The organism is Paenibacillus daejeonensis DSM 15491, from assembly GCF_000378385.1.
GTDB classification, from domain to species: Bacteria; Bacillota; Bacilli; order Paenibacillales; family Paenibacillaceae; genus Paenibacillus_D; species Paenibacillus_D daejeonensis.
The window spans coordinates 296,445-308,699 of record NZ_KB899665.1; the positions used below are offsets into that span (position 1 = coordinate 296,445).

Here is a 12,255-nt window from a genome sequence, read left to right on the forward strand (position 1 = left end):
ACTAGCTATGGTGGACAGGGAGGGAGTTTATGTTCAGAAGAAGACGGCGGCCGCTTCGTTTCCTGCCGATCGCCCTGCTTGCAGTTGTGCTGCTGTGGGGAGGATGGCAGGCATACGGGTGGCTGCAATCGTCGTTTGGCTCCAGTCGGGAGATGGAATTGCAGGAAACCGTGGATGCTTTCTATGCAGCGGAGCAACAAGGTGATTTCGGAAGCGCCTGGGAGCTGTTTCACTCGGACATGCATAAGCGGTTCTCAAAGGAAGCCTATATTGAAACACGCGCGCACGTAATTCTGAACCACTTCGGTGTCCAGACCTTTCAATACGCGGTGGGGGAGCCGGAGCTGGTCGGCGAGTGGCGAATGGACGATAATGCCTCCAAGCTGGCGCATGTGTATAAGATTCAAGTGCAAACGACATTCCAAAGTCCGATCTTCGGCCGGTTCGAGCTCTCCCAAGTCTGCTATCTTGCGCAAGAGAATGAGCAGTGGCGCATGCTGTGGGACTACCAGCCGGATAGAGGCTCCTCTTGAAATGATTATTCGTCATAGGAGGTCCAAATGAGCAACCTAGTCTACTACCGCCCTGATTGTGACAGTCATGCTCCGGTGCGGCTGCACCGGAATGACCGGGGAATGCTGGTGCTGGAGATGGATGGCGTCAGCTACGAACGGATACAGATCGCTTATGGACTGCCGCGGGCGCTGCCCCAAGGATATATTGCTGTGCAAAATCAATTGGGGAAACAAATCGCGCTCATCCATTGCCTGAGTCTGCTCGATGAGGCCAGTCGCGCTGAGGCGACACGCGAGCTGGAGCGGGCGGCTCTACTGCCGGTCATTGAACGTATTGACTCCATTGCCTATGAACAAGGAGATTGGGTGTGGCAGGTACAAACGAGCTGCGGCGCCGAGACGATTGTTATGCGTGCGACCAGCGAACAGCTTCACCGCCTATCCCAGCGCCGCTGGATCCTTGTGAATTATAACGACCATCGCTGCGAGCTGCGTGATCTGACAGCGTTGGATGATGTCAGCCGCCTGCAGGCCGAAGACTGGTTAGAGCGTTTCGGATAAAACCCCGCCATTTCAAATCCTCTGTATACGCTTCAGAATTCTCTCTCATCGCCGCTTTCCGATCAGGTCAACTTCTTCTTCCCGCACGATGTTCTCCGCGTATCGACAGGTCCTGCATCAGGGACCTATCGCTAGCCTGTATTGAAAGCGTATACACGACAAAACCCTACAAGATTTACAGGTTATGCTTGACACGGATCGATATTTGTCATAAATTAAGGATAACTGGGATACAATATGTAACATAAAGGATATTAAGATACATTTCGTATATCTCATTTCGAGGAGAGATCGTAGATGCTAAGATCAGACCAATATTACTGCGTGGGCTGCGGCCGCATGGAAAAGCTAGAAGAGGCACAAGTGTTGTTCCGTACCGGCTTCTTCCGTATCGTTCACCCGCTTGGTTGCTGTGTCAGCTGCGGTGAACAGGATCAAAGCGCCCCTGACCTGTCTCATCCCCTCATGAATAACGACCCGATGCAAGAGGATGAAGATAAGCGCCCCATTGCCTATCCTTACAAAGAACGCAAAGAACTGGCCTACGCTTTCTAGCTCCCTTGAATGGACCTCAAGCCGCCGTGCACCTTGTTGCAGGGCGGTTTTTCCATATTGTCTAAAGGAATTGCTAAGTTTTTGCTAAATTACTACCAATGCCTGAGGCAGATCAGCTATAATAAATGGAAGTTTCATGAGAGGAGAGATGGCATGACGTCCAGCTCGGCTCCTGCGGGAGCACATGCAGCCCTGCCCAATCAAGAACCGGTTGTCCGGATGCAGGGTGTTACCAAGCGAATAGGCAAGCGAACCATTATTGATAATCTCACGTTGGATGTTCCTCCTGGCGAGGTATTCGGCTTCCTTGGGCCCAATGGTTCAGGTAAGACTACGACGATCCGCATGATGGTCGGACTGATGAAGCTCAGTCAGGGTGAGATCCTGATCCGCAATCACAGCATTTCCCGTGACTATGAAAAAGCGATCCGGCATGTCGGCGCCATTGTCGAGAATCCGGAAATGTACAAGTATCTAACAGGCTATCAAAACCTGCTCCACTTCGCCCGCATGATTCCTGGCATCACCAGACAGCGGATCGATGAGGTAGTACAGCTGGTCGGGTTGAATGCTCGTATTCATGACAAGGTCAAAACGTATTCTCTTGGTATGCGTCAGCGTCTGGGTGTGGCCCAGGCTATTATGCACAAGCCTTCGCTGCTGATTCTGGACGAGCCTACCAATGGTCTTGATCCGGCGGGAATTCGTGAGCTGCGCGATTACTTGCGCTTACTGGCCATTGAAGAAGGGATTACGGTATTTGTCTCCAGCCATTTGCTCTCCGAGATGGAGCTGATGTGCGACAGAGTTGCGATTATCCAGAGCGGCAAGCTCATCGACGTTCGGCCGATGCGTCAGCAGCAGATGGAGACGGATCTCAGCAAAGTATTCTTCGAGGTCGATCAGCCGCAGACAGCGCTGGAGGTGCTCGAGGGTACGGGAGCTGCGCTTGAGGGTAATCACGTGGTATTCCTGGGCAATCGGGAGAACATTGCTGCGTGCAATGCGCAGCTGGTGCAAGCGGGGATCAAGGTATACGGTATCCGCCAACAGATCAAGACGCTGGAAGATCAGTTCCTTGAAGTGACGGGGGGCGAGAGAATTGTTTGATTTTTTGCAGCTCGTGAACAACGAGAATATGAAGATCTACCGTCGGGTTCGTACGTGGATTATGCTGGGCATCTTGCTGGTGCTGACACTCAGCATTTCTCTGTTGACTTACATATATAGCGGGAATATCTCCCCATCCATGTGGGACCTTATGCAGATTCAGTCCGTGATGTCGATCATGCTGGTGACCGTGTTCACAGTAGTCATTGCTGCGGAGACAGTGGCAGGAGAGTTCAGTACGGGAACGATTAAGCTGCTTATGATTCGCCCATGGAGCCGTTCGAAGATTTTGTTGTCCAAGTACGTGTCGCTCCTGTTGTTTGGCTTGTTCTTCATGGCCGTCATCTTCGTGTGGACTATCGTGACTAACATGCTGTTCTTCGGCTATGACGCATCTCCTATCATGGGTTCTGACATGTCCCAGTTGACATATTGGCTGCTCAACTATGGTGCGGAGTTCATTACCATGATCGTTATCGTTACCCTGGCGTTCCTGATTTCGACTGTCTTCCGCAGCGGTGGTCTGGCGATTGGACTGTCTCTGTTTATCCTGCTCGGCGGAAGCATTGTTACGGGCATTATCAGAATGCTCGATTATGCGTGGGTCGATTATCTGCTGTTTGCCAACCTTTCATTAAGTGAGTATATCCTTGGCGATGCTTCTTCAATTACAGGTAAGCCTCTCGGATTTACGTTGGGCGTTCTCGCGGGATACTATGTCCTATTCATTGCTATCACATGGACCGTATTCAACCGGCGGGATATTGCTTCCTAATGATTTGAAGATATACCACAATGGTCTGTTCCCTGTGAGATCCACTCTCCCTGGAACAGCCCATTTTTATATTCAGCTCACTGCGCGCGCCTTTTCTTTGTCCTTGGCTTCTTTGCCATTCTTCGGAGGAGGCTCATCCTTGCGGGATGCAGGGACGGCAGCAGGAGCGGGCAAGACCATCAAGCAGTGACCGTTGAGCTGGCCGCCTTCTTGAATAATTAGGGCAGCTGCGCTCACCGTGCCATGAATCTGACCTGTAGCCGTAATGATCAACCGTCCTGTGACCTGAACCTCGCCATGAACGATGCCAGCTACAGTCAGGTCTCTGGAAGTCAGAGTCGAGTGGGCCACTCCGCATTCCCCGATGATAATCTCACCTGTACACGAGATGTCGCCCCGCACCTCGCCTTCAATTCTAAGGTCGGATTCGCAGACCAGCTTGCCTTCCGTGTGCGTCCCTTGACCAATCAACGTATCCGCTGACGAATAGCGACTTTTCTCCTTAAACATACAGCAGACCTCCTCCTCCTCAAGATAAGGTGATGTCCTAGCCTCCTTAGCTATTTATTCGGGAGCTTGCTCCTTCATGACAGAAATCTTGTTAGCCGGTTGATGCAAGTCTGTATTCTCCGGGTTATAGGAGAGTATAAGGCTGACTGAGGATGCAAAAACTAACTGGAACGTTAATGAGTTGTGTTTGCGAGCCTCCACGAAAGGAGTCCTCCATGATCTGGCTTGTACTGGCACTGCTTATCTTTATCTTTCAAATCGCAACCATTCTAATTGCTGAATTCAGACGACCCTCCAAAGCAGTGGCCTGGCTGTTGATTTTATTTGTGTTTCCTTTGGTGGGGTTTGTGATGTACTACTTTATGGCCAAAGACTTCCAGCAGCGCCGTGCGGTTCGCAAGCGTGGTGTCATCGCAGGAGAGCATCGCCTGGAGGCGATGCGACGCTGCAAGCTGGTTCACCGGATATCTGACCTCGGGGAAGGGCGGTTTGATCATCAGGAGCGCTTGTTCCACCTGCTGCACAATCTGGCCCAGTCTCCGATTACTGGCTGCAACACAGTCAAAATTCTTAATAATGGGGAAGCGACCTTTGAAGCGATCCTCGATGCCATGGCGTCGGCCAAGCATCATATTCATCTGGAATATTATACGCTGCGAGACGACGAGATCGGCCAGCGCTTCAAGGAGCTGATGATCCGCAAAGCCAAGGAGGGCGTGGAGGTACGGCTCATTTTCGACGGGATCGGCAGCTATGAGCTCAGCGGCGCTTATCTTCGAGAGCTTTGCGACGCAGGTGTGCATACGCATTGCTTCTTGACACCGCGTCTGGCTTTTTTCCGTAAACGGATGAATTACCGCAATCATCGCAAAATCGTAGTGGTGGACGGGACCATCGGTTTCCTGGGCGGCATTAATATTGGAGATGAATACTTGGGCAAGGACCCCAAGCTAGGCTACTGGCGGGATATTCATATGCAAATAACAGGGGATGCCGTCTATTTCCTGCAAGATGTCTTCTTGCGGGACTGGTGGTTCACAGCGCGTGAGAAGCTCGAGGATGGCGCCTATATGCCAGAGCATAGCTGTGAGAGCGACCAGCATGTGCAGATTATCTCCAGCGGCCCGGATAGTACAGCCGATACGATACTGGAGTGCCTATCGGGAGCCATCTCCGTAGCCAAAAAAAGCATCTACATCGCAACCCCCTATTTCATTCCCGATCCGAGCATTCTGATGGGACTGCGAACTGCAGCGCTGGCTGGCGTCGATGTACGGATACTCATTCCCGAGAAGGCCGATTCGCGGTTGGTCATGTTCGCTTCGCTTTCCTACGTAGAGGATCTGATGACTGCCGGCATCCGGTTCTATCGGTATCAAAAAGGGTTCATTCACTCCAAGGTGACGATAATTGATGAGCTGGTTGCTTCGGTGGGGACGGCTAATCTGGATATGCGGAGCTTTTTCAGTAATTTTGAAATCAATGCGATGCTGTTCGACGAGGAGCCAATCCGTCAGTTGACGGAAGATTTCATGGCAGATCTGGAGGATAGCAAGGAGCTTCATCTGGCGGAGTTCCACGAGCGCTCGCGCTTGCAGCGTGCCAGCGAAATCGCCGCACGCATGTTATCACCGTTGCTTTAGCTAGCGCTTGGAGATGAACTCGAGAATGGGCCGCAGCTGCTGTGGCTCGGTCTGTTCCATCAGATCCCCCATCTGGCTGAGCCGCTTGCCAATGGTAAGAAGGTTGAACTCGGTGGGGTGGGGGGAGCGACGCACTTCATCCCAGGTCAATGGTGTCGAGACCGGGGCTCCCGGACGAGCTCTTGGTGTATAGGGAGCGGAGAGGGTCTTGCCTTGATAATGCTGCAGATAATCGACATAGATGAGCTTGCCGCGATTTTTCTTCAGTCGTTCGATCGTAAACAGATCAGGATACGTAGAGGTGAGGTATTCCCCAATGAACAGACCGATGTGCCGCAGCTCATCGAAGCTGAGGTCCCGTTGGAGCGGGACTGTAATTTGAACGCCGGTGGCCCCGGAGGTCTTGGGAATGCTGCGGATGCCTAAGGAATGCAATACATCGCCCACGCGCATGGCAGCCTCCATGATGCGGGGCTCTTCGTCTTGAGACGGGTCCAGGTCCAGCACCCATTCCGTTGGAACAAGCGGTTCATTAATCCGGTCAAAAGAGGCGTGAAACTCCAACGCAGCCAGATTCCCCAGCCATAACAAAGTAGGCAAGGAGTCCAGATGCACATAGTGAATGCCGGACTGCTCGGCAAGCTGCACGAATGGCGGCTGGGGCTGCGGGCAGTTCTTCTGGTAGAATGACTTGCCGTCAATCCCGTTCGGATAGCGAATCGTGGTTAGATAACGGCCGCGGCAGTGCTTGATCAGGTAAGGGGCGAGCTCACCCAGACGTTGCAGATAGACGAGCTTGGTAATGCCGTCCTCAGGCCATAACAGCTTGTCCGGGTTGGTAATATCGAGCTCGCAGCCGTCGATGGTGAGCTTTCCTTTTACAGTTGCCGGCATGTTCTCACCTCCTTTGGTTGGATTTGAATTGGCGTACTGCTATTCGGCCTTTTTGCGGGCGGGCTTCTTCTTGGCGGGAGCTTTGGTCTTGGCTGGCTTCTCGGTGGTATCGGTATTCACGGCTTCCAGCGAAGCCTGCAGAGCTGCCATCAGGTCGACAACATTGGTCCGCTGCTGCTCTGGCGCCACATGGACCTCTTCACCCGCAATTTTTTTATTGATCATATCCATCAAGCGCACCCGGTAGTCATCCTGGTATTGGTCGGGCTCGAACGGCGTGCTTAGCTGATCGATAAGCATCGCAGCCATCGACAGTTCTTTTTCGTTGACGTCTACTTTTTCGGGTAGACCTGGGACTTGGGATATCGGGCGCACTTCGTCAGGATAGAAGATCGTTTCCATTGCCAGACAATTATCCATGACCCGAATGGCTGCCAGTGAGCTTTTCGAACGAATGGAGATCTGGGCGATTCCGATGCGGCCCGATTGCTTCATGGCTTCCAGCAGCAGGTTGTAGGCATTGCCGCCGGCTTGGTCCGGAGAGAGGTAATAGGTTTTCTGAAAATAAATCGGATCAATCTCGTGGAGATCGACAAAATCCACAATCTTGATCGTCTTGCTCCCGTCACTGCCGAGCTGATCCAGCTCCTCCTTCTCAAACAAAACAAAGCGGCCCTTCTCATATTCATAGCCCTTGGCAATATCGGCCCATTCCACATCCACTTCACAGGTTTTGCATTGTCTGACATAAGCGATCGGCGTGCCGCACACTTTGTGAATCATGCGCATCGAGATATCCTTATCCTCTGTGGCGGAGAACATTTTGACAGGGACATGAACGAGCCCGAAGCTGATCGCCCCTTTCCAAACCGTATGCATGGTTAAAGCCTCCTCTTCCTGGGTTTCGGGGTGCAATTCGTCCTGCACGTGTAGTATTCAGGTTTCCCCGAATGCATGATTATCAACCGGAGAGGGCATATTTTCACAGAGACTGTAAACCTGAGGAGGAGTGACAGGATGCCTAACGATAAAAAAGAGCACCAGTTGGATGCTGACCACGAGGGCCGGCAAGCCTATGAGATGGATATCGACCGGATGGTCAATGAAGGTCTGGGCGGCGGTCAGGTCACCCGGGACAATGGGCTGATTGAAGAGACGACAACGAGTACGATGAAGGGTGACCAGCAGGTGTCCGAGAGCAGCTTGGACCGGGATGATCTGTAATTGAAGAAGGGAGGCGTAGGAAAATGAATACCAAGCGAGCACTGGAGATCTATCATGCCGATGAGCAGATTGGCGTACAGCTGAATGGCGAGCCGGTCTGGATTGAGCATGTGGATGAAGCGAATGGGATGGCTACTGTCCAGGTAGGTTCAAGACCGACCAATACCCAAACGGTTTCTGTAGACGCTCTGACCGAAGGGGAATGAGTATGAAGCCGGGCAAGCCGATTGCCATTTTGCTATTGGTACTCGTGCTGTTGGGGTGCGGGGCAATGCAAGAGGAGGCCGGAGAGGGTGGGCAGGTCATGAGCGGCGCGAGCGAGGCTGAGGGCATCAGGCAGCCGGTCGCTCCGCCACTGACACTGGCGGAATTGGGCCGCAAGTATCCGGAGACGTTCATTTTCCATGGTCCTCAGAATGTACGGGCCGTCGCCCTCACGTTCGATGATGCGCCAGACGATACGTTTACCCCGATGGTGCTCGATGCGCTCAAGGAAGCTGGGGTGCAGGCAACCTTCTTCGTGGTCGGTGAGCGGGTGGAAAAATATCCGGACGTTATGCGCAGGATCGTTCAGGAAGGGCATGTGGTGGGCAATCACTCGTATAATCATGCCAATCTCCCCACACTCAGCGAGGCGGCCTTTCGCTCCCAGATTACCAGGACCGATGAGCTGATCCGGCAATATACCGGGTACATCCCCAGTTACATTCGACCGCCCTACGGCAATATTAACGAGCCTCAGCTGCAGTGGATTGCTTCCCAGAAGCGCAAGGTCGTCAACTGGAACGTCGACTCACTGGACTGGCGCAATCTGCCCCGGGACGAGGTCGTCGCCAACATCCTGGCCGGCGTCAAGCCGGGTGCAATCATTCTCCAGCACTCAGGTGGCGGCGTTGGGGCCGACCTGCGGGGAACAGCCGAGGCCATCCCGATTGTCGTGAGCCAGCTCAAGGAGCAGGGCTACCGCTTCGAGACCATTCCCCGACTGTTGGGTGACTTTTAACCTTCAAAAGGATGGGTAAAAACCGATGCTGTACAAACCGAAACCGATTCTGTACCGCCTCCTGCGGCAGGGTCGGTTTTTTTGTGATTATAACCCCTGAGCTCATGAACAGGCTGAACCCACAACGAAAAATCGACGCAGCGATGGCGGAGCTTAAGCAGTTAAAATAGGATGGCGTTTTCCCTAATCAGGAAATTTATTGAAACCAACTTCCTCTTTTTTCCGTATGATATAGCGTTTTCTTTTTTGGGGAGAACAATTATCTGCGTTGAAAGGATGGATGAAGTGAGTAGAAAGCAAAAAAGAAGCACAAAGGCATTGAAGGTTGCGGTGGCCGGTACGCTTAGTCTGGCTTTGTTGCACGGTCCAATCATTCCGGGAGTATCGGCAGCAACAGGAGCTTCGGGCAGCGCAACAGCAGTTACGGTAACTGACACGACGGTACCCGCACCAACACCTGTGTCCGGAACCCAAGCACAGGGGCCAGATGCCAGCCAAGTGAAAGTGACAAAGGAGGAAGCAGAGAAGATTGCACGGGACTTGTTCCCGGAATTGGCGGAGGCTCAGCTGCAAGAGGTGAATTTGGGCAGTCCGGGTACGTACCCCCCGCCTACGGAGTTGGTTTGGGAGCTGCGTTGGCAGATGACAAGGGGTAACGGCAGCTATGGTTACGGGATTCGAATTGATGCGCTGACAGGGGACGTTCGTTCGTATTCCCTGCCATCTTTTCAAGAAGATTGGATTGTTGGCTATCCACCGGAGGTGAAGCGGGACCAAGCAGAGGAGATTGCCAAAGCCTTCATCGTCAAGGTGGCGCCATCTCTCAAGGATGTTGAGCTTGTCGAGCATCAAAACAGTTATATCTCCCCAAGAGGCGGATTGTTCGGCCAGATCGGTTATGCTCTCACTTATCAGGTCGTTGTCAATGGCGTGTTGAGCGAGATAGAAAGCATTAGCGTCGAGGTCGATGGCCAGGGAACCGTGAGAGGCTTCCATTACAATAAGCTGCAGAGCGAATATCCGCAAGTGACGGCAAGTGTCAATGCGGAGGAGGCGCTGGAATCTATTCAAGAAGGTCTCAAACTGCAGCCAGTCTACCAGAGCAGCAATTATTACTATTATGGTCCAAGAAGAGGTTCGGAACAATGGAGCCTTGTCTATACACCAGCTGAGCCGCTGTCGGTCATTGATGCCGTAACGGGTGAGTCCATTGTTTCTCCCTATCTCTCTGTCGGTCAAACTGAGTCGCTGCCTGCAGCAGATCGTGTATTCCAGCCTCATCAGGGAGCGAAGCTGACTGCGGAGCAGGCCAGAGCAAGAGTCACCCAGGTGTACACCATTCCAGAGGGCTTTGTTCAAGAGCAAAGTAATTTGCAAACAAACAGCTATGAGAGCAGCAAAGAAACCTGGTATTTGAGATGGTCCAAAGAATATGATCCCAGAAACAGATATCCGTTCCCGGAGAGCATCACGGCCACTGTGGAAGCAGACACGGGCAAAATCCTCCGTATCTATGATGAGAGCCGCATGTACTATGGCTATGAGCAAGAGAATGAACCAGCGAAGATTACGGAGGCTGAGGCGCGGGCTGAGGCGATCCGGTTGATCCATCAGCTCTATCCGAACGCTGCAACCGAGCTTCGTATGACATCCATTGGTGATTCTGAAGCTGCGGAGGAGTCTGGACAGTTTACATATTCTTTCCAGCGATACTATGGCGATTATCCTGTACAAAATGCCAGCGTTGGCCTGACATTGGACGGCGAAGGCAAGATCATCATGTACAGTAGTTCAGCGCCTTCCAATGAAGAGCTGGCACCGAAGCTGGATGGTCTGGAGTTGACGGTATCCGAGGCGGAGGCCCAGGAGACTTTCATAGATGCACTGACCACGGAGCTGGCTTATATCAGCACTGGCATCTTTGGTTATCCGGGGCATGAAGAAGCAGAGATTAAATTGGCTTATGTGCCGTATGTCGACGGCAAGCGTCTGGGGGCTTATGTGGATGGAACGACAGGGAAGCTGCATACGATTACTTTTGGAGAGCAAACGGAAATTGTAGAAGCTACAGACATCGAGGGACATTGGGCGCAAGAGCAATTGGAAACTCTGGTATCGGCAGGCGTATTGCAGCCTGATGCTGAGGGTCTCCTGCATCCGAATGCGGAGGTTACACTAGGCGACTGGATTCGTATGATGGCTAGAGCCATGTACGGAGACTATGAAATGTATGGATACTATGACGATGGCGGTGAGCTGTTCGCAGATATTGATGCGGATAGTCCCTATGTCTCCGCGGTCCGCCTTTTCGTAAATAATGGCTGGCTGGAGCGGAAGCCGACGGCCGACCTGAATCCGGAGCAGGCGTTGACGCGCGATCATCTGGCGCTGCTGTTGACGCATGTTCTGAGCTACGATAAGCTAGCGGGCTTTATGCAGCAGGATGTAAGCGTCAGCGGCTTGGCAGATGCGAGCGCAATCGACAACAAAGGCGCCGTAGCCATCGTAGCCAGTCTTGGCTTGCTGCAGCCATCCAATGGCCGCTTCAACCCTGACGGTGTCGTGACCAAAGCCCAGGCTGCGACCATCATCATGCGCCTTGCAGCGCTCCAGGGCAAGACCGATTCCACCTTATTCCGCTGATTGTGATACAATAGGGACGTATTACATATGTCCTGGAATGAGAGGAGCGACTGGAGCATGTACGAAATCGCGATCATCGGAGCCGGGCCTGCCGGCGCAAGTGCAGCGTTATTTACCGCCAAGGCCGGCAAATCCACCTTGGTGCTGGATAACAACCAGAGTATGACCAAGCGCGCTTGGGTGGAGAACCATTATGGTGTCATGGAGACCACCGGGCCTAATCTGGTCGAGACCGGTAAGCAACAGGCAGCCAAGTTCGGCGCCGAGATTATGGAAGAGCAAGCTACGCGTCTGGAGCCGATTGACGGCGGTGTTCTGATTCACACGGATACCGGCGAGAACTATGAGGCCCAGCATGTCATTATTGCCACCGGCATTGCGCAGGATCTGCTGGAGACTAGCGGCATTATGACCCGTCCCGGTACCGAGCCCCGGATTAAGACCGTTATCGACTGCGATCCGCTAGGACGCACATCGATGGAGCGCGTATGGGCTGCCGGTACGGCCGCAGGCATGAGCGTGCATACAATCATTACCGCTGGCGATGGTGCCAAAGTAGCGATCAATGTCATCAGTGAGCTGAATGGCGCACGTTACGTTGATCATGATGTTTTGAAATCCTAAGGTAATGGTAAGAAAAGCCCCTCGGGGCGGCCGGGCTCTGCGAATCATGCAGTGCCAGACCGCATCTCCCGCAGGGGCTTTTGACGCGGCTGTGCCTTTCTTGTATTCCTACATCGTGCTCCCGCTTTGAATCTGCGGACGTTTCAGTTAAAATAAGAACATTGACTGTAGATAAAGTCAGAAGGGAGCACACCCTGT

Annotated in this window: 14 protein-coding genes; 11 read left to right on the forward strand and 3 right to left on the reverse strand. The window is 52.8% G+C overall.

What is annotated here, in order from left to right; all coding sequences use genetic code 11:
* Positions 1–29 precede the first annotated feature (29 nt).
* The 5 genes from F556_RS0119965 (at position 30) to F556_RS0119985 (ending at position 3,516) form a co-directional block, all read left to right on the forward strand.
* Positions 30–533, forward strand: a complete 504-nt coding sequence (locus tag F556_RS0119965) for a hypothetical protein (RefSeq protein WP_020618768.1) — start codon at positions 30–32, stop codon at positions 531–533.
* Positions 534–560: 27 nt separating this feature from the next.
* On the forward strand, positions 561–1,076 hold the full coding sequence (locus tag F556_RS0119970) for a DUF1854 domain-containing protein (protein WP_020618769.1): 516 nt from the start codon (positions 561–563) through the stop codon (positions 1,074–1,076).
* A 297-nt stretch (positions 1,077–1,373) separates the two neighbouring features.
* Positions 1,374–1,631, forward strand: coding sequence for a hypothetical protein (locus F556_RS34635; RefSeq protein WP_020618770.1), 258 nt, complete (start codon positions 1,374–1,376; stop codon positions 1,629–1,631).
* A gap of 153 nt (positions 1,632–1,784) precedes the next feature.
* Positions 1,785–2,741 carry an ABC transporter ATP-binding protein gene (locus F556_RS0119980; RefSeq protein WP_020618771.1) on the forward strand — a complete coding sequence of 319 codons (957 nt, stop codon included), beginning with the start codon at positions 1,785–1,787 and terminating at the stop codon, positions 2,739–2,741.
* Positions 2,742–2,769: 28 nt separating this feature from the next.
* Complete coding sequence (locus F556_RS0119985; RefSeq protein WP_425414012.1) at positions 2,770–3,516, forward strand: ABC transporter permease; 747 nt, start codon at positions 2,770–2,772, stop codon at positions 3,514–3,516.
* Between the two features lie 72 nt (positions 3,517–3,588).
* Here F556_RS0119985 and F556_RS0119990 read toward each other — a convergent pair whose 3' ends face one another.
* Entirely contained in the window at positions 3,589–4,026 is a 438-nt protein-coding gene (locus F556_RS0119990) for a bactofilin family protein (protein ID WP_020618773.1), read from the reverse strand.
* A 215-nt stretch (positions 4,027–4,241) separates the two neighbouring features.
* Between F556_RS0119990 and cls the strand changes: the two genes are divergently transcribed.
* Positions 4,242–5,669 carry a cardiolipin synthase gene (gene cls, locus F556_RS0120000; RefSeq protein WP_020618775.1) on the forward strand — a complete coding sequence of 476 codons (1,428 nt, stop codon included), beginning with the start codon at positions 4,242–4,244 and terminating at the stop codon, positions 5,667–5,669.
* Here the strand turns inward: cls and ligD are convergent, their stop codons facing one another.
* Positions 5,670–6,563 (reverse strand): non-homologous end-joining DNA ligase, encoded by an 894-nt coding sequence (gene ligD / locus F556_RS0120005; RefSeq protein WP_020618776.1) that lies wholly within the window; start codon positions 6,561–6,563, stop codon positions 5,670–5,672.
* A gap of 39 nt (positions 6,564–6,602) precedes the next feature.
* Positions 6,603–7,442, reverse strand: coding sequence for a non-homologous end joining protein Ku (gene ku / locus F556_RS0120010; RefSeq protein ID WP_020618777.1), 840 nt, complete (start codon positions 7,440–7,442; stop codon positions 6,603–6,605).
* A 138-nt stretch (positions 7,443–7,580) separates the two neighbouring features.
* On the opposite strand from ku, the gene F556_RS0120015 reads away from it, so the two are divergent.
* The 5 genes from F556_RS0120015 to F556_RS0120035 all read left to right on the forward strand — a co-directional run bounded on the left by F556_RS0120015 (position 7,581) and on the right by F556_RS0120035 (position 12,057).
* A complete protein-coding gene (locus tag F556_RS0120015; protein WP_020618778.1) occupies positions 7,581–7,787 on the forward strand; it encodes a hypothetical protein in 207 nt (68 codons plus the stop codon).
* A gap of 23 nt (positions 7,788–7,810) precedes the next feature.
* Positions 7,811–7,993, forward strand: coding sequence for an H-type small acid-soluble spore protein (locus tag F556_RS0120020; protein ID WP_020618779.1), 183 nt, complete (start codon positions 7,811–7,813; stop codon positions 7,991–7,993).
* On the forward strand, positions 7,990–8,790 hold the full coding sequence (locus F556_RS0120025; RefSeq protein WP_026297397.1) for a polysaccharide deacetylase family protein: 801 nt from the start codon (positions 7,990–7,992) through the stop codon (positions 8,788–8,790). Before F556_RS0120020 ends, F556_RS0120025 begins: the two co-directional genes overlap by 4 nt.
* Positions 8,791–9,075: 285 nt before the next feature.
* A complete protein-coding gene (locus tag F556_RS0120030) occupies positions 9,076–11,433 on the forward strand; it encodes a YcdB/YcdC domain-containing protein (RefSeq protein ID WP_169447613.1) in 2,358 nt (785 codons plus the stop codon).
* Between the two features lie 57 nt (positions 11,434–11,490).
* Positions 11,491–12,057 (forward strand): FAD-dependent oxidoreductase, encoded by a 567-nt coding sequence (locus F556_RS0120035; protein ID WP_020618782.1) that lies wholly within the window; start codon positions 11,491–11,493, stop codon positions 12,055–12,057.
* Positions 12,058–12,255: the final 198 nt, after the last annotated feature.

Bases quoted from the DNA above. Each gene is read 5' to 3' on its own strand.
- F556_RS0119965 (WP_020618768.1), top strand. From the start codon at position 30: ATGTTCAGAAGAAGACGGCGGCCGCTTCGTTTCCTGCCGATCGCCCTG.
- F556_RS0119970 (WP_020618769.1), top strand. From the start codon at position 561: ATGAGCAACCTAGTCTACTACCGCCCTGATTGTGACAGTCATGCTCCG.
- F556_RS34635 (WP_020618770.1), top strand. From the start codon at position 1,374: ATGCTAAGATCAGACCAATATTACTGCGTGGGCTGCGGCCGCATGGAA.
- F556_RS0119980 (WP_020618771.1), top strand. From the start codon at position 1,785: ATGACGTCCAGCTCGGCTCCTGCGGGAGCACATGCAGCCCTGCCCAAT.
- F556_RS0119985 (WP_425414012.1), top strand. From the start codon at position 2,770: ATGAAGATCTACCGTCGGGTTCGTACGTGGATTATGCTGGGCATCTTG.
- F556_RS0119990 (WP_020618773.1), bottom strand. From the start codon at position 4,026: ATGTTTAAGGAGAAAAGTCGCTATTCGTCAGCGGATACGTTGATTGGT.
- cls (WP_020618775.1), top strand. From the start codon at position 4,242: ATGATCTGGCTTGTACTGGCACTGCTTATCTTTATCTTTCAAATCGCA.
- ligD (WP_020618776.1), bottom strand. From the start codon at position 6,563: ATGCCGGCAACTGTAAAAGGAAAGCTCACCATCGACGGCTGCGAGCTC.
- ku (WP_020618777.1), bottom strand. From the start codon at position 7,442: ATGCATACGGTTTGGAAAGGGGCGATCAGCTTCGGGCTCGTTCATGTC.
- F556_RS0120015 (WP_020618778.1), top strand. From the start codon at position 7,581: ATGCCTAACGATAAAAAAGAGCACCAGTTGGATGCTGACCACGAGGGC.
- F556_RS0120020 (WP_020618779.1), top strand. From the start codon at position 7,811: ATGAATACCAAGCGAGCACTGGAGATCTATCATGCCGATGAGCAGATT.
- F556_RS0120025 (WP_026297397.1), top strand. From the start codon at position 7,990: ATGAGTATGAAGCCGGGCAAGCCGATTGCCATTTTGCTATTGGTACTC.
- F556_RS0120035 (WP_020618782.1), top strand. From the start codon at position 11,491: ATGTACGAAATCGCGATCATCGGAGCCGGGCCTGCCGGCGCAAGTGCA.